Annotated in this window: 17 protein-coding genes; 15 read left to right on the top strand and 2 right to left on the bottom strand. The window is 59.2% G+C overall.

What is annotated here, in order from left to right; translation table 11 throughout:
• Nucleotides 1-56 precede the first annotated feature (56 nt).
• Complete coding sequence (locus KVT32_RS21585) at nucleotides 57-2,849, bottom strand: autotransporter domain-containing protein (RefSeq protein ID WP_227741427.1); 2,793 nt, start codon at nucleotides 2,847-2,849, stop codon at nucleotides 57-59.
• A 296-nt stretch (nucleotides 2,850-3,145) separates the two neighbouring features.
• Here KVT32_RS21585 and KVT32_RS21590 point away from each other — a divergent pair, with 296 nt between their 5' ends.
• The 15 genes from KVT32_RS21590 to KVT32_RS21660 all read left to right on the top strand — a co-directional run bounded on the left by KVT32_RS21590 (nucleotide 3,146) and on the right by KVT32_RS21660 (nucleotide 19,144).
• On the top strand, nucleotides 3,146-4,075 hold the full coding sequence (locus KVT32_RS21590; protein ID WP_054458079.1) for a hypothetical protein: 930 nt from the start codon (nucleotides 3,146-3,148) through the stop codon (nucleotides 4,073-4,075).
• Between the two features lie 61 nt (nucleotides 4,076-4,136).
• Nucleotides 4,137-4,859 carry a hypothetical protein gene (locus KVT32_RS21595; protein WP_152385758.1) on the top strand — a complete coding sequence of 241 codons (723 nt, stop codon included), beginning with the start codon at nucleotides 4,137-4,139 and terminating at the stop codon, nucleotides 4,857-4,859.
• 652 nt (nucleotides 4,860-5,511) lie between these two features.
• Nucleotides 5,512-5,802, top strand: a complete 291-nt coding sequence (locus KVT32_RS21600) for a hypothetical protein (protein WP_054458082.1) — start codon at nucleotides 5,512-5,514, stop codon at nucleotides 5,800-5,802.
• A gap of 2 nt (nucleotides 5,803-5,804) precedes the next feature.
• Nucleotides 5,805-6,407 carry a DotI/IcmL family type IV secretion protein gene (locus KVT32_RS21605; RefSeq protein ID WP_152385759.1) on the top strand — a complete coding sequence of 201 codons (603 nt, stop codon included), beginning with the start codon at nucleotides 5,805-5,807 and terminating at the stop codon, nucleotides 6,405-6,407.
• A 114-nt stretch (nucleotides 6,408-6,521) separates the two neighbouring features.
• On the top strand, nucleotides 6,522-7,022 hold the full coding sequence (locus KVT32_RS21610) for a hypothetical protein (protein WP_054458084.1): 501 nt from the start codon (nucleotides 6,522-6,524) through the stop codon (nucleotides 7,020-7,022).
• 7 nt (nucleotides 7,023-7,029) lie between these two features.
• The gene (locus KVT32_RS21615) at nucleotides 7,030-8,220 is read left to right on the top strand and encodes a DotH/IcmK family type IV secretion protein (protein WP_152385760.1); all 1,191 of its coding nucleotides are present in this window, start codon (nucleotides 7,030-7,032) and stop codon (nucleotides 8,218-8,220) included.
• A gap of 16 nt (nucleotides 8,221-8,236) precedes the next feature.
• A complete protein-coding gene (locus KVT32_RS21620) occupies nucleotides 8,237-9,424 on the top strand; it encodes a DotG/IcmE/VirB10 family protein (protein ID WP_152385761.1) in 1,188 nt (395 codons plus the stop codon).
• A 44-nt stretch (nucleotides 9,425-9,468) separates the two neighbouring features.
• Entirely contained in the window at nucleotides 9,469-10,632 is a 1,164-nt protein-coding gene (locus KVT32_RS21625) for a hypothetical protein (protein WP_152385762.1), read from the top strand.
• A gap of 13 nt (nucleotides 10,633-10,645) precedes the next feature.
• The gene (locus tag KVT32_RS21630; protein ID WP_054458089.1) at nucleotides 10,646-11,161 is read left to right on the top strand and encodes a hypothetical protein; all 516 of its coding nucleotides are present in this window, start codon (nucleotides 10,646-10,648) and stop codon (nucleotides 11,159-11,161) included.
• A gap of 72 nt (nucleotides 11,162-11,233) precedes the next feature.
• Complete coding sequence (locus tag KVT32_RS21635) at nucleotides 11,234-11,593, top strand: DUF6750 family protein (RefSeq protein ID WP_054458090.1); 360 nt, start codon at nucleotides 11,234-11,236, stop codon at nucleotides 11,591-11,593.
• Between the two features lie 24 nt (nucleotides 11,594-11,617).
• On the top strand, nucleotides 11,618-12,301 hold the full coding sequence (locus tag KVT32_RS21640) for a hypothetical protein (protein ID WP_152385763.1): 684 nt from the start codon (nucleotides 11,618-11,620) through the stop codon (nucleotides 12,299-12,301).
• A complete protein-coding gene (locus tag KVT32_RS21645) occupies nucleotides 12,270-13,544 on the top strand; it encodes a hypothetical protein (RefSeq protein ID WP_152385764.1) in 1,275 nt (424 codons plus the stop codon). Before KVT32_RS21640 ends, KVT32_RS21645 begins: the two co-directional genes overlap by 32 nt.
• A gap of 297 nt (nucleotides 13,545-13,841) precedes the next feature.
• Nucleotides 13,842-16,967, top strand: coding sequence for a hypothetical protein (locus tag KVT32_RS21650; protein WP_152385765.1), 3,126 nt, complete (start codon nucleotides 13,842-13,844; stop codon nucleotides 16,965-16,967).
• 746 nt (nucleotides 16,968-17,713) lie between these two features.
• On the top strand, nucleotides 17,714-18,211 hold the full coding sequence (locus KVT32_RS21655) for a hypothetical protein (protein ID WP_227741429.1): 498 nt from the start codon (nucleotides 17,714-17,716) through the stop codon (nucleotides 18,209-18,211).
• 216 nt (nucleotides 18,212-18,427) lie between these two features.
• A complete protein-coding gene (locus KVT32_RS21660; protein ID WP_152385767.1) occupies nucleotides 18,428-19,144 on the top strand; it encodes a hypothetical protein in 717 nt (238 codons plus the stop codon).
• Between the two features lie 475 nt (nucleotides 19,145-19,619).
• Here KVT32_RS21660 and KVT32_RS21665 read toward each other — a convergent pair whose 3' ends face one another.
• Nucleotides 19,620-20,111, bottom strand: a complete 492-nt coding sequence (locus tag KVT32_RS21665) for a GNAT family N-acetyltransferase (protein WP_193725399.1) — start codon at nucleotides 20,109-20,111, stop codon at nucleotides 19,620-19,622.
• Nucleotides 20,112-20,186 lie beyond the last annotated feature (75 nt).

Genomic DNA, 20,186 nt, shown 5'->3' on the forward strand with positions numbered 1-20,186 from the left:
GGTCCTCGCCAAAAAAGAAGGGGGCGCGCCGGCTGGGCACCCCGATCCGGTGCTAATTAGTGGAATGCGTACCGCAGACCGGCGGAGAAGACGTTGTTGTTCACGCCGCCCCGGCCGAGTTGCATGTCATAGTTGACGAACCAAGACAGATCCGCGCCGAGTTGCGACGTGGCGCCCAGGCCCAGCCAGCCCGTATGGCGTTGCAGGCCGATACCCTTGACCTTGAACGCGGCGTCCGGTGCACCAGCGAAGGCAGCGGTGAAGTCCAGGTTGGTCGGGTTGCCGTAGCGGTATGCACCGTAGCCCGTGAAGACGGTTTGGCCACCGGCCCACGACATCACGGACGATTGCAGGCGCAGGCCCAGCAGACCGGCGGTTTGATCGAAGGACTTCTTGTCTGCCTTGAGGCCGAACGCGTTGTCGGACTCGTCGATTGCACCGCGCTTCAGGGTGTCATAGGAGAGGCCAACGAAGGGCGTCACGCGGGTGCCGTCGAGGTTAAAGGCGTGCCCGACCTCGGCGTACAGCGATGCCAGGCGATCGGTGCGGCCGCTGTTCACTTGATCGGCGCCCCCCACCAGAATGTCACGCTCCACATCAGACTTCAGCCATTCGTAGCCAGCCCGGCCCGAAACGTAGGTTCCGATGTCTGCGCCGTAGCGACCGTACAAAGACAAGCCCGTACCTTGGCTTTTCGACTTACCACCATAGTTGTCGAAATCCGCTTTGGCTTCGGACCAGGTGAGCGCAGCGCCCAGGATGCCCTTTTCGGATACGCGATGGTCAAAGCCCACTTGGCCGCCAAACAAGCGCGTGTCAGCGCCTGCGAAACCAGACTCCTCCAGCTTGCCACGACCGCCCACCATGCTGACCCAGCCACCAGTTTTCGCGCCCGGGATTGCGAGGGTGTCCACGCGGTTCGAGATTGCGCGATTGACGGCTTGAGATTGCTGGAAGGTGAGCGCTTGGGACGAGGCGTAAAGTTGACCGCTCACGCTGTCGAGCGCGACCGCCAACGATTCGCGGTTCTCGACGGCCTGAAGCTTCGCAGCAGCAACGACGAATTCGTCGGTCACGGTGTTCTGCTCGCCCTGCACCTTGGCATCAGTCGCCTGGAATGCGGCTTCGACCGCCTCGGACGCTGCCATGCGGCTCGTTTGCCCACCGTACAGAGCTTGCGAGACGCTGGCGACGTTCGCGCGCGCCACGTCGAGGTCCACTTGCGTGGGCGTGTAGCTGGCAGTCACGTTATAGAGCAGACCTGCGCCGCCGGTCACGGAGCCGAATTGGCCGGACACTTGGCCAGCCTTCACGGCGGTTTCTTTGCTCTTGACCACGTACTGATCGTCGGGCTTTTCCACCACGAGCTTGGAGTTGTTCAGGGCTGCTTGGCCATCCACGTTGACGGTGGTACCCAGTTGGGTCGTCAAAGTGGCCTGGGGGGTCCAGGCGTTGTAGTTCCCTTTGATGTGGAGACCAACGCCGCGGGCCTGAACCACGCCACTGTTGTTCACAGATGCACCGGCTACACCGCCATTGGAGACGAGCTGACCTTCCACGAACACATTGACGTCGCTGCTGACGCTACCGTACAGCTCAACAGTGCCCTTCGTGATCGTGGTACCGCCTGCGTAGGTATTGTTGCCCCAGAGCACCAGCGATCCGGTGCCGCTCTTGGTCAAGCCCGCATTGCCCGAGATGTCGTTGTAAAACTGCGAGCGGTAGGTGTTGAAATCGGCAATAAAGTCGCCGCCCAACGTCAGGCTCGTGTCGAACTTCGCCGGGCCGCGGACAGCGCGGTCCGCGTTCAGGCGTCCCCAACCGAACTTCGACCGGTCGCCGAGATCGTCAGCCGTCGAAAGGATGGTCTGCCGCAAGGCGCTGTTGTCCATCCAGGGATAGGCTTCGGAAACGAGCGCTGCGGCAGCCGTCACAACCGGCGCGGCGAAAGACGTGCCCGTGAGACCTGCGGGTGCCTCGGCACTCACGCACCAGTTTGCAGCGACGCCGCATGCGTTCGACCAAGGGGCCAGCGTTCCATCCGCCTGAAGCTGTGTCACAGCGAGCCAACCGCGTTCGAGGACCGGGTCGACGGAGGGAAAGCCAGCCGCCAAGTAGGGGTTCGCTTGGCTTTCGTTGCCGTTTGCCCAGATGAGCAGTTGGCCATCGCGTAGCACGGCGTTGCGGAACACCCAGCCGAAGTTGTTGCGGAATGTCGAACCGGGCAGAGTTTGAGCGCCGCCGGGAAGGGCGTAATCGGGAGTGGTATCCAGCGACCAGGAGTTGTTGACGATCTTCACCCCGCGCCCGGCCAGCGTCGACAGGTTGTAATCCAAATCGCCGTTGTTGAAAGTGGACGGGTGATTCGCTTGGTACAGGCCGATCCCCGTTGCGGTGCCCTTCGGGAAGCCGTCACCAAGGTCTTGTCCGGCGATCACGCGGCTTACCGTTGCGCCATGGGTACCAGGTTCAGCTGCCGCGGGGGAGAGGACCTCCTGCAGCGCGCCGGCGACGGCGGCCTTATGGTCGGTCATGGGATCGGAGTCGAAACCACCGTCGAGGACGCCGACCTTAACGCCGGTGCCGTTGAAGTTTGCCGCAACCGGGGGCGTCGCACTCGGCTTGGTCGGAATCCAGCCGGTTCCCGGCGTGCCGCCACCTTCCGAACCTCCGCCTGTGCCGCCTTCACCGCCCGTGCCGCCGCCGGTGCCACCGCCAGTGCCCGGAAGGTTTCCGCTACCGCTATTCCCACCGCCGCCACCACCACCGCCGCCGCCACATGCAGACAGAATGGCGAGCGTCAGAATCGAAAGGGCCAGCTTGGAAGCGAGCTGGCGGGATTTAGACATTGTCATTGCTTTGCTTCTCCGAAGTAACCGGGGCTCATTGAGCGAACACGGTGTTGGTGTGTGTGATGAATGGGATGTACGATTCATAATGACAGATAGGCGGCACATCCCAAAGAATTTTTACGAAATAACTGGATAAATGTCGTTTCTTGTCGAAAAACGCGTAGTGTACGCAAATTTGGGGGACTGATAGCGCATCGTCGGGTGGTCCAGTGGCGCCGGCGGATTTGGCTTTTGACCCGTGGATGACGCGTTTTGAAACGCCAAAGCTCTTTTGCGCGCTATGCAAAGAATGTATGATCGTTACGATTCATCTTTTGTACAGTGGATCCGCAGGAATTGCGTTCGCGGCGCAATTTGCCGGTGTGGCGTGTTGCCAGAGCGAGGATTGCGGTCAAACAAGAACTAATGTGCGGCTGGACGCACAACCGAACCCCTTTATGGCGATAGAACTTCAGTACTTCGACCCCACCAAGACCAAGCCGACTCGCCTTCAGTACTACCTGCGCAAAGTCGCTGATCCTGCCGACTTTCCGTTGACAGGCGAGAAGCTGAACCTGCTTCGTGAGGGTCCGCTCCAAATGACGGAGCGCCAATGCGCGGAGATCCTCGGGGTCAGTTCTCCCCAGGAAGTGCGCTTTCGGGAGGCCATAGCGCGGCCCGGCCTGGTCGACATCCAGGTCGAAATGAACCTGCATCTGTACGTGGCCCGGCCGCACCCCTTGTCGCTGCGCATCGTCGCGGAGGAGGATCACTGGAAATCCGATCGGTTCACGGATTGGCTCTTCCAGGACATCGGCGCCTATTACGGTTCGTCGCATTGGCTCAACATGGGGGGCGCGCGATCAGACCTGCTGTCGCGCCTGCGAGTCATGGTGCTCGAATGGCTACCGATGCTCCTCAATGGCAACGTGAACAACCGGTATGCGATGGTGAATGGCACGAGGAGTAATTCCAAACCGTCGCTGCGCGTTCTGATGTCGCGGTTGCGGGAAGCGGACACGCCCAACATGGCTGACTTTGAACGTGGCGTGATGTGTTCGCCCCAGCAGGCTTATCAAGATCTGAAGGCGCTGGCGCAGTTCTGTTGGCACCGCCGTATTGGCCATCTGCCGCAGGCTGAGTATGTCCTGGAGAAAATTGCCCGGGAAGATCCTTTTGAAAGCGATCTCTATAAAGAAGTGAAGGAGCGATACGCTTCACGCGTAGAGCGGAATGACGAGTGAGTTCCCCGGCGAGCAGCGTTGCTCAGCGCCTGGCCTCCGTGTTGTCCAATCTTGAGGATCTATGAAAACCAAATCTTCCCCGGGTGAGACCGAGCAGGCCGTCCAGCCTGCCGCTGCACCGCCCAAGACAAGTCGGCAGCAGTTGGAAGCCTACATTCCGATTGATCCTTCTACGACGGAAGAATCGCCCGTGCGCGTGTCTTTGCGCCAACTCAGCGTTGACCTGCTGGATGGTGAGGACCAGCTGTTCCGCTTCCAAGAGCCACTCCAGACGTATATCGCGAAGTCAGGTTGGAGCAAGTCAGCCGGCGGATACAGCACGGCGCTGTATGAGAAGAGCCGACCGAACATTCCGAAGCGCATCGACTTTTCGTTCCCCTTTTCCGTCGGCAACCTGATGCCGCTGGACGAAACGCCCGGCCTTGACCTAACGCGCAACGACCGCACGATCACGCACGACCTGCTGACCTACTTCATGGCGCACTTCGACGCGCAACTTAGCAAGTTGCGCCGCGTGGAACGCTCGGCGATGGAGAAGATGGCCGAATCGCTGGTTCATCGCAAGCATGAGCATGTGTTGTACATGGCTCGGACGTTTCCCGGTCTTCTCCAGCAGCTGTTCGACGAATTCCCGAAGATCCAGGCGGTGCGCTACATCGCGCGCATCGGCGTTCCTGATATGCCTGAGAAGGACCAGCTCCAATCCAAGGTCGTCACGATGCGGTTCGATCCGACCATCATCGACCTTTACAACCCGTCACCGCTTTTGGACATCCGGCCCTAACTTACCGGGCGGGGAGAGCAACTGAGGGGGCGCCATTCGGCGCCCCTTTTCATTTCCGACGCTGCCTATGCGCCACGCTGTGGGTAGCGCGCGGCAACGCTTCACCCTCCATCACCTTGTCCGGCCTCAGTGGCCATCAAAAAGATGGCGCATCGTGTTGCGGGCAAAATTTTGTTTCCAGTATGATTCATTATGTTTATTCATCCCAATAAATCGCCCGCAGGTAGTGAGGATCCGTGGCACAACCCATATCCGGCAGCGCGCCATCTTTCCGCCAGAACGAGGCAAACCCAGCGACGGTTCGCTGGTTGGAAGGTCAAACGGAGTTCAGAAGCGACGATGCGAATGTAGTCCGGACCTTCGTTACTCGGCTGCTTCGGGATGGAACGCTTTCTCTCGTTCATCAGAACTTGCCCGCGTACGTCGTTCCCGCATTGGCCGAGTTCGGCCTGGCCGAAGCGGCTGCCCATGCCGTCTGGCAGCAGTTCTCGCAGGACACTAATCAGAAATCCAGTCCTTCGGGGCGGTGTCGAAGCGAGGTGCGCCGGAAGGCGAGCTTCTTGTTGTGGCTGAGGTCGCATTTGGGCAAGCCGGCCCTCAAAGGTGCCTTCCGATCGGATGTCGCTGGCACTTCAATCGCGAGGGCAATGTGATGGCTCCCTCGCTCGACTCGAGTGCTGTGGACGAGGAAGCCAAGATGCTGCTGCGACGGCACGGCGGCTTGGTGAACCGGGTGCTGTTTGGACTTGCGATCGCGTTGTTGTTGAACTCCTGCGTTTCGCTGTACGGCGCGATCCGACTGTTCTTCGCCGAACCGCGACTGGAGGCACATGCGCCAGGTGGGGCCGTATACCGCCCAGCTGTCTATGTCAATGGCGTTCGCCCAGAAGTGCCGGTCGCCGTGACTGAAGAAATGGCCGTCTTGCGTAGTGGAGTGAAGTAGCCATGACAAAAAGTTCGAAGCGAGTATCGCCGGCCACGGTGATCTTCATTCTGGCAGTCACCCTTGCCATCATGGTCGTGGCAAATGGCCTGCTCCTCACGATCGCCAGTCGCGAAAGGCCGATTCCGTTTGCCGTGAACGACAAGCTGCAGGTCATGCGGCCGGCACCGCTAGACACGCAGAACGTCTCGGACTCGAGAGTTCTGGACTTTGCTGAGGAGGCCCTTCGGGCGTCCTTTTCGCACGATTTCGTGAACGTGATCGGCACCTTGAATTATGCGAAAAGGTTCTACACAACCCAGGGCGGACGCATGCTCCAAACTCAGTTGGAGCCGATTCTGGAGGATATGCGAAAGGAGCGTGCCGTCATGAGCGTGTCGACGGAGGCACCCCTCATGTCCAGGTCCGCGCACCTGTTTCATGGACGAGTGGCATGGGACATCGAGATCCCAGTCACGATCAGATTCCAGGGCCAGCGCAATTCGTATTCCCCTCGCGAGCGAATCGCGCGTGTTCAGGTTGTTCAGGTACCCCCTGAAGAGCACGCCCGCGGCATTTCGGTGCACACGATCCAGCTCGAACCCTCAAGAAAAGCACGACCGTAGCAAACAGACAGTGCTTTCGGGGCGCCAAGAGCGAACGGATCAAGCACTTGTGTCGAAAGAACAAACAGCCGAAGCGGCCGATTGTGCCGGCAGAAATAGGAATAAGGAGTTCGCGTGAATCACCAGGGCATTTTCAAGATGCGGGCCATTGTCATGTCCCGTATCCAACCCACTGTGGGCAAGCACTGGCCCAACTGGTGGAGAGCCGTAGGGGGCTTGAATGGATCTGGGATGCGATCGGAGGGCACTGCGATGGAGTTGATGCACACGGCTCCCAGCGACTTGGCGCTCGGCTTCGCCTTTGGCTTGTACACGGCGCGAACGAACCTGAATCAGCTCACGGCCGATGACATGGTCGACAGTCAACTCGGGCTGCAGGTCATGGGGGCGGTTGATCATCACAACAATGAGCTCGCTATCAAGCACAGCGCGTTCGCCGACCTTGACCAACCTGAATTCGGTCCGGATTTCCAGGACTGGGAAGTCTGGTTTCACCAGGCACCAAACGACTTTGCGTGCGGGGTTGTATGTGGCCTCTTCAGCGCCTACGACGAATCGGTTCGAACCGGCCGAAGCGTTGCCCCGGTTGTGCGACCCCTGACATCTCGCGACTAGGGAAACCATGAGCAATCTGATCATGAAGGCAGGCCGGGGGCGATGGTCCATCGTCGCTGTCTTGGTAAGCGCAATCGGCTTAAACGTGCAGGCGCAGCCTACCCCTGCTGCCGCGGCGCAGCCCGATGCCGGTGGGGCGCCGAGCGCTGGTTCGGCGCAAGGACGTGGCGCCAGAGCTGTCACTAATGCTCCCCAAGTGGGTAACGCGAAGTTCGTTGGTGACGACGATGCTGTAGTGGCGCAGGCGTCAGCTGCGCAGCAGCCGGCTGGTGCAACTTCGCAGCCCACCAAGTCGCCTGCGGGGCAGAACCAAACCGCGGCCGCGTCGACAAACAGGGCCGGCGGCGAGCAGTCGATTGCGGCAGATGCGCCGCTTCCGTCTCCTCGAGTGGATATGGTCACGGCGGCCGTAGATCAAGTCGCACCACTAAATCCCGGCGAAATTCTTCGTCTGCGAAAGTCCGTGGACGAGAGGCAGGCTGCGGAAGTGCAGCCGCTCCGGTCCGATCTGATTCCCGTCTCGGTCACCTATGACATCGATCTGGCGCCCGGTGCGCGGCCACAAGTCATACAGGTCACTCCGGGGCAGGGCGCGCTGGTGAACATCATCGACCGAGAGGGTAACGGCTGGCCCGTAATGTCGGTGAAGAACTACAACGAAGGAGCAATCAAGGTTGAGCGTATGGGCCCGAGTACGCTCTCAATTGAAGCGACCAGCAACCACAAGATTGCCTCGGTCGGCGTTCTCCTCGAGGGAATGAGCGTCGCATGGTCGTTCACTGTAATCCCCGCTCAGGTGACCACAGATGTTCGAGTCGACCTGCGCTTGCCCTCCCTATCGCCTGGGTCCGTCACGAAGATCGGCCGTGCAAGTGGATTGCCCACGGTTGGAGCGAAGCTTGACGGGTACCTGTATGGCGGCACTCCTGAGGGTGCCCGCCGGCTCGAGGTGACAGGAGTGCCGGGCGCACGCGCCTGGCAGTCACCGGATGGCAAGTTGATTCTTCGGATCGCAGGCTTGGTGTCGTCGCCCGCCTGGTATGAGCGCATGCCCGCCGCGGATGGCACAGCCGTGTACGAACTGCCCGCCACGCCAATCGTAGCAGTCGCGACGGATGGCGGAGTGTCCCATACGGTGCGGATCAAAGGCCTGCAGCCGACCGTCGCCGCTTCAGAAAGCGCTTGGCGCCATCAATGACGATCGAGATTGATCAATGACATCGACAACTGATCCCGAGGCTTCCGGGAAGCCTCAGTCGCGGCCGGTGGCACGCGGCTTCAAACGCAACATCCTGCTCATTTTCGGCTTGCTGGTCATGGCCATCTTTACTGCTATGGGCCTCGTCTGGTGGGTCCAAGCCGGAAGCAACAAAGGGGGCGCGCCGGCGTCCGCAATTGGGCCGATTAATCCAGCGGGGAACGGCGAGGTTCGGAGAGAACTCAGCCCGGCGATGCAAGAAAAGCAAGACCGCGTGTTTCGTGAGGAAGCAGCTGCGGCACAGAAGTCCGGTCGGACATATATCCCCAATGAGGGAACGCTCGGCCCATCGGAGCCTGTCGAGTCCCTCCAACAATCGACCGCGGCCGAGGTAGGGCGGCCGATCGTTCAGCGCATGGCGGGCAATTCCAACGCTCAGCATGCCCAAGACAATCAGGGTCTGATGCGCCAGGTCGAGCGGATCATGGCCGGTATGGAAGTCAAAGCAGCCCCTGTTCAGGCGTTCCAGAAAGAGGATGCTGACATAAGGAAAGGGGCCGCACCTGTTGCTGTGGCATCTGCCAATTCGCAGGACCAGGGTGCAAACGCGACACCTCCCCGGGGTGCAGATTTGACCCAAGGGCAAGAAATCCACGCCGGCGAGTTGCTGAGCCCGATCGATACCGACAAGACCGACGAGGTTATGGCCAAAGTCACGGGCGGTCCGCTGGCCGGGGCCACCTTCGTCGGTAAGGTCGTGGTGTTTGAAGAGGATTTCTCCATCGGCTTCACCTCCATGCGCTTCAACGGAAAGTACTACTCGGTGCAGGCCGTGGGCGTGAACGAGCAAACCGCGTCGCGCGCGATGGGCGCCGACGTCGACCACCGCTTTTGGGACCGGTACGTCATGCCCGTTCTCTCGTCCGGCCTATGGGGAGCGGCGACCTACTTCACCGAGCGCGGTCGCACTGCGCAGCGGTATGTGCCCACCGGCATCGGAGGCGACATTGTTGTGAGCGACGAGCGCGCATCAAAGGAAGACGCCAAGAACACTGGCATTGGCGCGGGCATTTCGAAGGCCCAGCAGATCACGGAAGCTGAGGTCCAGCGCCGCGCCAACAAAAAGAACCGCATGACCTTGCCTCAGTACACGCCGATCGGAATTCGATTTGACCAACCGGTGTGTGCGAAGGACGCCAAGTAGCGCGAAGACCGGGCTATCAGCCGAAAAACACGGAGAAATTCTGAATGACCACTGACACAAATCGGGATTCGGGGCATGCTGATCTGCCTTCGAACTCGGCAACCGATCCCCAAGACGATCTCCCAGCTGGGCAGCCGGACGCTTGGGATACGACCGAAGGACAGCGGGATGGAGACCCGGAGGGGCAGCTCCCGCCCGAGGCAGAACACTACTCGGGGCCTCAGGGACAGGAAGAAGATCGCGATGGTGGTGACGCCGATCCTCACTTTGATGACGAAGAGGACGCTGCGGAGAAGGCGAAGCGCCGCAAACGCGGGGATTGGATCTTCCGTATTGGAAGCGTGGCGGTCGTAGGCATCGTGGGCGTCGTTGGCTACATCTTGTTTCTGAAGCCGTCTGCGCCCAGCAGCACGTCCGCGCCGGTCCTCAACACCCGCACGCAGCTTCCGACACCTGTGAGACCGCCTGTGGCTGCTGCAGCTGCCGTAGCAGCGCCGTCGCGTGACCCATCCCTCGATCACGGGGGGGCGGAGCGGCCGCAGGTGACCGCGCTACAGCGCGTGCCCGAAAGCACCGATCGCCTGCGTGAAATGGAGCTTGACGATGGCGAGTTTGAAGAAGGGCATCGTTACGTAGATCCGGCGGCAGATCGGCGCGAGCCCATCGCGGAGGTGCCGCCCGCTGGCTTGCGGGAAGCTTCGCCCAGCATGCAAGGCATTGCGGCGACTCCGAGCACTCGCGACCTTGGCATCAAAGTCGACCTGGTCGCCACCAACGTGGTCGAGCTGAACAAACAGATGGAAGTCTTGCAATCACGCCTGTCCGCGATGGAGGTGAGCCAGTCCGCAATCCTCACGAAATTGAACCAGGTGGCGGACAAGATCCCTGAGAAGGCACAGCCGGTCGTTGCGGTCGCCAAGGCGCCTGCACGTGCAGCCGAACCGAAGAAGGCACGAGCGGCGTCCGAGTCCGTTGATTCTAAGCGCGCGGTGAGCGGTGGCCCGGCGAAGACCGGCAAGCTGGCTGGTTTGTGGGTGAAGGGGGCGTATCCGACGACTGGTGGCGAAACGCAGATTGCATGGGTGATGAATGAGCACAACCAACTCGAAGCCACGGTGCGCGTAGGGGCGGTTGTGCGCGGCGCTCGCGTCACTGGATTCGATGGAATGAAGGTGATTACGACGGCCGGAACCATCCAGCCCCGCTAGCGGAACGCTCAGAATGAACTTGGACGCCTTCCTAAGCGGCTCACTCACATTCACTCAGAACATCATGCGGCTGGTGTTCATGGGGCTGGGTGTGCTCGCGGGCATGATCTGCATCTACTTGGCGCTGCGCATGTGTGTTGCCCAGGCGCAGGGCCAACGTGAAGGCAGGCCTCTATTTGGCCCGGTGGTTGCCCACGTTCTACTCGGCTACTTCTTTCTTCGGCTCGCCGGGTTTTCCACCGACGTGATCCAGCTGTTGATGGGTAGCGCACCTCAGACGCCCGCCAGCGCGCTCTCTTATCTGCCGGCGCAAGTGTCGCAAAGCAGCTTCTGGAGCCGCGTAGCGCTCGCAATTGTGAGTTGGGTGGCGATGTTTGGCGCGATCGCGATTTTCAGAGGTCTGCTGCTCTGGCGTGAGATGTCCACTGGCAGCCCAAATCAACCGGGCGACCTAATGTGGCGAGGGCTCTGGCACATCGTCTTCGGCGCGATCGCTTTGAACATAGGAGGGTTGTTCAAAGGGGGGTGAATTCGTAGAGCAATTGAAATCACGGAATCAAAGAAACTGTCGCCCGGAATCGGGCACTTTTAAGGAAGAAACATGAAGAAGATCTGGAAATCCGGTGCGGCCCGCAGCTTGGCCGTCGTTGTGGCGCAACTGGCGCTGATGGCCACTGCGCACGCCGATCTGATCGATATGGGCAATCGCGGTATCGACCTGGTGAAGGTGGGGACGCAGTTGCTCGTCGCTGCATCGGTATTGGGGGGCGTCGCCTCCGTCATCTATGGCTTCAGCCTGATGCGCAAGAAGGCCGGAGAGCGAGGTGAGGACGTCACGGTGGGCCGCATCTTCCTTGCGATGTTTGGCGGTTGCGGTCTCATCGTGATCGGGTTCGTCATCGGCTCCGTTACCGAGACGTTCGGCGCGGGTGCTGGCGACATCGGCAAGAATCTTTTCTGACGGCTCCCTCCAGAAGTGAGCATAGTGAAGGACTTATTCCTTTCCATTCGCCGCGAGGGTAACAAAGACAGCCCCTCGCGGCGGCCGGCGTCCGCGAAAGCCGCTGCAACCTCATCGACCGGCACCGCGCCTTCAGTTCGATGTGTTGACTGTGGTGTTTCCGTTCCGGACGCGCTTTCGACGCGATTCGGGACGAAAGGGATGGAGCACAGGTGTGAACTGTGCGCGAGCTACTCCACCGTGGGGGAAAAGGATCCGTGCGCCCGCGGCCGAGATATGGCTGCAAACAGCCGTGTCGCGGTCATCCCGGAGCTGTCTGGCACGGATCTGAACTTGCTCCACTGGGCGATGGCAGCCGCGATGGAGCATCCGACCGAGCGCGACCGCGCGGCGCAGGTATCCCAGCGTCTTCAGGCAAGGATATATGACGCGAAGAACGGGTACGGCTCCATGAAAACTGTGGCCTACGGTCAAGCCATGGCCTACCTGTCCGACGGTGAGTACGCCATGCGCGACGTGACTGAGCTAAGAATGGTGTTTTCTCCGACGCTTCTGCGGAACATGCAGGGAACGGTGGGAGGGGCGCATGGCGAATTCGCAGATTGCGAAAGATGGGAAGCACTGACCCAAGAGAACAGGCGGTTGATGACAGATGGCCCGGCAAGCCCGAGTCAGAATGAAGGAGAAGATCTTGGCAATTCTCGGTGACGATGCGGTTTCTGCTCGCGTGGATGCTGGAGTCCTTCCGCTTTCCGGCTATGCGCAGTTCGACGACCCTAACGCCGGCACGTCCGGAAAGGCCTTCTCGCCAGACGGGGAGGTGCGCCGCTTCGAGCAGATCGGTGATCTCGAATCAAGCGTTCTTTGGATTACCAACCTCGGCACCGGCGATGAGTCGTTGCGGCGGGGGGGAAAGCTCCGCTGCGCGTCCTTTATTGGCGCAAGCATCCAGGAGATTGCGAAAGATCTGGGACTCGATGTGCAACCTGATGGACGCTTGCCCGATGGCGCCGCGGCGCATGTGGCAGGCGTCCTTGATCGCTCCCTTCGCGCTGCCGCGAGTGCGTATGGCTCGGGATCCGCATTCCGTTGGGTTCATGGATTGAAAGGCGACTACTTGCACCAGGACATTGCTCGTGACCTACCCAAAGGCCCCTTGAGTGGTGTCGAGAACTTCCCGCGCCAGCGCGAGGTACTTGCGGCCGCCTATCAGACCCTGTCAATTCCGCAATGGGGTGAGTGGCCACTCGGACCAGGTACGCGGTTTGTGACGCTTCGGTTCAATCGTCTCGCGTACGCGCGACAAATGCTGCAGATGCAGTTTCCAGTGGGCAAGAACTGGGTGCACGTTGAGGGCACCGCGGGGGTAGATTTGGTCGGAGAAATGCTGGCTCGCCCGTGTCTGGTGCGCGGCGAAGTCTCCCTTCGGGAAGGCATGGAGGACACGTCCCCGGTAACACTGGCCGCGCTCGGGTTCGACGGCTCTCGCAATGGGAGGCGAAGAGGGTGGTTCTCGCAGCCAGAGCTCGCCAAATTGTGCGAGTTCATGAATGTGAAGGCCGAGGGGTTTCTTCTTGACGAGGATGGGACCCGACCGCTGCCGGCGCGGGCGCAGCTGCCGGAGGCGCTCACCTCGCGCGCCGAGCGATCTCTCTCCTATGCCTACGGCTTGGTGGCGCACTGTCACTGGCTTGCGCTGGCCACGGCACGGCGGGTGGCCGAACGTGACCTTGAGCACGCCGACGTCTGGAGCATCTGGCTTCGAGCCATGGATAGGGCGCTCATGCATGAAGTGGCCCTGCGTGCCCATCAAGACGGGCTGCACGTTGAAGCCTATGGAGAAGGGGCCATCGTATTGCGATTACTCGATTCCGACCTTCAAAAAGCACAGCGATTCTGGGAACTCGAGGGATTTCAGTATCCCGCCGGCGGTCCAGGACAAGATCAGTGACGACGCTGCCACCGCTGCCGTCGTTCAAGTTCGAACCTGCAGCCGCAATTGAGCATCCCTTCGAACCACTCGTAGAGAAGTTTCGACGGGGGAACGCTCGGATCCAGATGCAGCTGGATGAGTGCGTGGCCATGGAAGACGCTGTGGGCGCGATAGTGGCCTTGACGAAGCTGTACTTGGGGCTGGACGGTGAGCGCCCTTCCCAAGACGCCATCCAGTGCGTGTTGCCACTCCGAGACGTCGCGAAGTCCCGTAACACTGCATCAAAGTAGCCATTCACTTTTGAGGTTCAGCTGAGTGAGTACCACCACGATTGTCCTTTTAGTTGCCTTTATATCGCTGCAGGTATGTTTCCTTGCTGTTTGCTTGAAAAAGCGTGAAGCCATCGAAGCGACCATCCTGCACTTCATCGGCATGGTTTGGCGAAACGACGTGGAAGGCACCGTCTCCCTCGTATCGACTTTTGACAAGAACACGTTGATCTCCAAAACTCGCGATCTTGTTTCGTACATCCGTATTGAAGGCCGGGGGCGTTACATCGGTCCGGCGGAGTTCGACAAACTGGTGGAGCAGCTTGAGACCGCCCTGGAACATGTGCTCGGCGCTGGAGCCGCCAGGCAGCACCGGCTTGTCATCGGCTTTCGATCAGACCCTGAAGGCGCGGCGCATGTCTTGGATAAGGCTTTCCAGCCGGCACTCGCGACTGGGCATCGTATGGGCGCCGGACAAGGTCTGGGGATTTGGTTGGAGCGAAAGGCCCAAGCGCTATCCGGTGTCGTCGTCGACGAGAGCATCGTCCTGGGACTATTCACGCTGCGCAGTGGGTTATCCGCCGACGAGGCTGCTCGGGCGTCCGATGAGCTGGCTGACGCGCGTGCCGGGTCGGGACGAGACGCGGTGCGAGGCGCAAACTCTCAGTTTTCCCAGAATGCGATCGGCATCCCGCCGCTTCTGGCGATGCGCCATCAAGCGGCCCTGAGTACCCTGGTAAATAACCTGACTGACCACGAGGCCGGAATTGGCTTGATCGGCGAGGTGATTCCCAGTGTGGAGTCACTTCCACTCCTTCGTTCGTTTCTTGAAGGAAGACGTGCGCCGGAGGGTTGGAATCCGGCCCTGCTTGGCGGGCGTGGTGGCCCAGCTACTTCAGGCCGCCGCAGTGATGATGCGGCCGATCTTCTGCCTTTGGGCATTGGGCGCCAAGTCCATACAGCGACGACCCATGAGTTCTTCAAGGACTATGAGGGGGTGACGCGAGAAGGTTCCGTGCACGTCGGATTTGCGCTTGATGTCTTCCCGTCGGAAGACCCGACGCCTGGGTTCAACGTGTTAGCCCGTAGCATGAGCGATGTGGGGGGGAGCGATGGATCTCGCCTGCCTTACTCCGCGACATTCGAATTGTTCCCCGACGGGCAGAGGTACAAGAAGGCCAGCGCCACGATGGCGACGTTCTTGGGCGGTATGGGCGACTACAACAAGTCCATCAAACTCGCTTGGGATGACCTGCGAAATCATCGATCAATTGATGTCGCCCTTCGAGGTGTTTTCACCACTTGGTCCCATAAATCACAGGCGGAAGCGTTTGCACGGGCTTCGCAGTTGAAAAGCAAGGTGCAGAACTGGGGCGGATCCACCGTAAGCAATGAATCAGGAGCGCCGGCGGAACTGTGTTTTGCTGCAGCTCCAGGGCTCTCCGCGCGATCACCTCTGCCGTTCGTGCCCACCCCATTGGCGGCGGCCGTGCGCGCAATGCCGCTCTTTCGCGCCGCTTCTCCGTGGCGCTCTGGAGAACTTCTGCTTCGCACAGAGTTCGGGAAGCTGTTCCCGATCGCATTTGGTTCGACAGTTCAGGCCAACACCGGCGGATGCGTGATTGCACCTCCCGGGCGCGGGAAGTCCCTTCTGCTCAATTCGCTCAACTTCAGCGTCGCGATGGGTCCCGGGCTGCAGGATTTGCCGTACATCACGATCACCGACTTCGGGATGAGTTCGGCGCTGAACATTGCTCTACTGAAGTCGATTCTGCCTGAGCATAAGCGTCACCAGGCGGTGTCTGTTCGCGTGCGAAATGAAGCGAAGTACGCGAGCAACCCGTTCGATACGCAGTTGGGCTTCGACCGACCCACCGAGCGAGAACGAGACTTTCAGAGGTTTGTTGTTTCCGCGATGTCTCCAAACCTGGGAGAGGACGGGGGGAAGTTCATTGGCGCCGTGATCGATGCTGCATATGAAATGTTCTCCCGGGGGAGTCCAGAAGTGAAACGCTGGCAGCGCGCCAACCACCCCGAAATGACCCGGCTCATGGACAACTTGGGTATGCAGTCGGAGGGCCGTCGTATTTATGACCTCGTTGACGAACTGTTTGATCATGGCAAGGTGCATGAAGCGATCGTTGTTCAGCGATATGCGGTGCCCGTTCTTTATGACTTGATCAGCGCGGCACGGGCGCAGTCTGTCCGTGACCAATACGACCGGCCTGGTGAACCAACGCCTGCTAAATCCGGCGAAGCCATCGTGGCGGTGTTTACGCGAGCAATTAGTGCCGCGGCGAAGGACTATGCATTGCTGGCCACAGTGACGCAATTTGATCTGGATCACGCCCGTATTGTCGCGATCGATTTGGAGGAACTGGTGTCGGGGGGCGAAGACGAAGAATCTCGCCGGCGTGCCGCCGTGATGATGATGTTCGGCCGCAATGTAGGCGCGCGAAACTACTTCCTCCGGTGGGATGAACTCGATTCGACATGCCCGGAGCGCTACCGGCGCTATCACATGACGCGGGTGCAGGAGATCTACACGTCCCCGAAGTTTTTGGAGTACGACGAATTCCACTTCGCGAAGAACGTGGAAGCGCTGGAGGGGCTGATCGATTCTGATTATCGGACAGGCCGAAAGTATCAGGTGTTCCCGTTCTTGGTTTCGCAGCAATTTAGCGACGTCCCACCGGCCATGCTGAAGTCAATCGCGTCGGTCTTTATTCTGGGCGCGGGTAGCGAAGAAGAGGGCAAAGAGATCCAGGCAGCATTGAATCTGACCGATTCGGAGCGCCATTGCATCATGACCAAGTGCTTGGGTCCTACGTCGACCGGAAGCCCGATCTTCGCCTACTTTAAAACGGTTAAGGGGCCAGTGAGCCAACTGCTTTATCACACCGCTTCGCCCTTGGAACTGTGGGCTTTCAACAGTTCTGCAATCGATGCTGCGGTTCGCGCGCAAGTGACAGAGCAGCTTGGAGGCGACTATTGGAAGGCGCTTCTGGCGCTGACCGAGCAGCTGCCTAGCGGCTCTGCGCGCACATTGATCGAGGCGCGAAAGCTGCGCATGGGTGGTGAAGATGAGGTGGAGGATGGTGGGCTGACCGTAACAGTGGGGCGAGAGATCGCCGCGCGAGCGCTTGAGCGGTCAGCAGCCATCACTGCATGAGACGCGGACTCCACTGAACCGGAGTCAGACCGGGCGTTCTCCCATGGAAATTCACGTCCACAATGACCTGGCGCAAATTTCCTGGTATGTACAATACTTACGAGCCATAACGATTAATAGAAGCGGCTAGCCCCTGGGGCCCAGCCCTTCGATTTCGAGGTGCACGACAATGCAAACAAACTTCTGCCGGCGGATTCGTGCGGCTATCGTGCTGTTTTTATGCGGGTCCCTGGCCACGGCCTGGGCCGCCGACACAACGCAGCTGCCGCGGGACGACTCCACGGGGCCGGGCGCAGCAGTCGGGAACTCAGGTGCGCCTTGGAAACAAGATGTCGATTCCGTGCGTCAGCAGATCCCTATCTCGATCTCGAACGCGCGCACGGAAACCGTTACGTCTGCATGTGGTGCAGGTTATGCGGGCGTGCGCTTCCAGACGCGCTTAGTCAAGACCTTCACGAACGGTGTTTCGCAGGCGGATCCCTGGTCCGACCTCCAGGGCCAATGCGTCGCATTGCCGACTGTGGCTCGAGGAACAGTCCTTTACACAATGGAGGGCAGTTCGGACGCGGGCCGGTACGGCTACAAGACTTGCCAAATCGGTGGGGGCTGCACGCAGTCGCAGACGTGTCCTGCCGGCGTGTTCACTCCCGTGTCGTACGGAACCTGGCAGTCGGGAAGTGGCGAGGGTACGCAGCCGATCATCACGTACATCGCGACCGCACTCTGCATTCAACCGTGATCCTCTGATGGTTGCTTCGCTTCTCTTGGCCCCTGCCGCCCCCAGTGGGTTCGACGTCCTCGTTGAAAGGCCGCGGCGTCAATCCAAGACCGCGCTGGTGATGCTGTGTCTGCTAGACAGGGCAGTGGGCCGGCAGAATGCCGTATCCGGAAAGGCCGTTCGCACCGCGACAAGGATGAAGCCCGATGACGTGCATCGCGTTTTGTCGTCTCAGGCGGCCGGGGGGCGGGTCACCAAGGTTTTGGACAAAGCCGCTGGCGCTCGAGGCGAGTTCAAGTATTGGCTAGAGCCCGATCAGGCAGCCGAAGCCCAGATGTACCGGCATCTGAGCGGTGGGCGTCTGTCCTACCGGCATGAGGGGGTTTCCGCTGCAGATCTCGCGACACGGCTCAAGTTTTTGCTCTATTGCAAGGAAAGCACTTACTTGGGGGAGCACAAGATCCTAGACTCCATCATCGCGGACTACCGTGCCGCTCTAAAGCACTTGTCTCAAGCAGACATCTAGATTTATCCAATTGAAACATGTATCGTCCGTTGTGTCGATGAAGCGGTCCCACGACTAGTTTTAATGAATGACGTTGCTCTGCGTGTGTTGCGGCAAAGCAGAGTTTGCTTACAAAACCATGCAGTCTGACGATCCTGGCATGTCAGAAGATAGTGAACGGGGGCCGTTGGATTGAACTAGAGCCTCCAAATGTGCAAACCAAAAAAACAGCACTGGATGGCATCGCCCCTCACGGGTCAGTTGATTACCGCCATCTCGACCTTGGTGATTCAACTTTTGATGCTTTTCCTAAGCTATAGATATATAGAAAGCCAAAAAATTGAGTTGGCGGAGGCGGCACAGCGTAGCACTGATGCAAGTAATGACTTTGCACGCATTCGACTTGAGTTTGACGGAAAGATTGAAGAAGCCAAGCGGCTCGATGAGGCTCAGCGGTTGGAGATTGAGAAACTCCGAATTCTGACCGATCAACAGAAGCTGACGCCTGATTTCTTGAGGATGGTGGAAAGTGTGAGGCCATCGGTGACGACACATTGCACGCCACGGCAAAAAACGGTCCAGAGGAAGTTGGATTTCGATTGCCGATCGAAGAATCACGGGGGCGCAAAAGTAGTCCTTTCCCGAGAAGATTTCTTCCTCGTCAGCGCGACCACTGGTGAAATCAGAGAGGGCGCAATCGTTCAGGTTATTGGTCCAGATGTGAACGGCTTGCTGGCGGGAGGAGATGGCACTATGGGTTTTCAAATTCAATTGTCGCGCATTCCGAATTCCGATGACCACCTCCAGTTAAACTTTCGAGGTACCACCGACCGAACGACGGTGAACCTAGTAAAGCGACTCGCTTCGGGCGCTTTGCTTGACGAAGAAGTCGAAAACTTTTCTACCCAACTATATTCGTTGAACATTACCTTCCCGGCCGGGAGGGTGGAGTAAGGTTGCTCTCTTATTTTGGCCACGAAAGACCAATTGAGGTGGAATACGGCGTAACGGTGTGAGCCGTCTTCGCCAGGGCGCCGGCTAGCTCCTCGCACCTCATGCACCTGTTCAGGTGTCATCGCCTTTCAGATCTCTGGGCTTTGCGCAAGCCAGAGCTAGGTGCCACAAGAAGCCGGCGCTGCGTCTGGCGCCGCCATTGTAAGAGCCCGTTGGTCAAAAACCGGTCTTCCAATGACTCTCGCCGCTCACGACTTCTGTACATCGATCTCCGATGTTTGAAATCGAGGCCGGCCGGGAATCCCCCCGCTCGGGCAGACCGGCAGCAATCGCCGATACCAGACGTTGACTTTCTATCTGGCCAGACGTCCGCTGTGCGCCTCAAACCGGAAATTGGCTGAATCGCAGTCAGCCAGGCAGCCCAAACGGCAACTCTCGTAAGCTGCGAACTGGTGCTGACGACCCAAAGCAGGCGTTACAGGTCGTCTAGGAAACGATGCATGACGTATGCATCAACTAAACCAAGTTCCTTATGTGCGAACACTTTGGGAAGTGTTCCAACAATTGAGAAACCTAATTTCTTCCAAAGTGTAACTGCGGCTGTATTTGTGCTCACAACGAAATTGAATTGCATTGCCAAGTATCCGGCATTTTTTGCCTCTCGAAGGCAGTGAGCACCCAACTTTCTGCCTATTCCTTTGCCGCTACAACTCGAATGGACCATAAAGGAAGCGTTTGATACGTGTCCACCTAAGTCGCGCTGATTCTGGACAATCTTGTACATCGCCACGATTTTTCCTTCGTCCTCGGCGACGTAAGTCGAAATTTGAGTGCCAAACCAGTATGCAAATGCATCTTCATAGCTGGTGTCGGCAGCGAATACGTAGGTGGACTCAGACGCAACCGCCTCTTGGAAGATTGGCCACATGCTTGGGAAGTCTGATTCAACGGCTTTACGGATGTTCACGTCTCTACTTTCAAGCTAAAAGCGCAAATTTTGACATGAGTGACGGCTTCTGGCTGGAAGCCGCCTTTGACGGCC

Origin of the sequence: Achromobacter sp. GbtcB20 (genome assembly GCF_019091095.1) — a bacterium.
Lineage (GTDB): Bacteria > Pseudomonadota > Gammaproteobacteria > Burkholderiales > Burkholderiaceae_B > Achromobacter > Achromobacter mucicolens.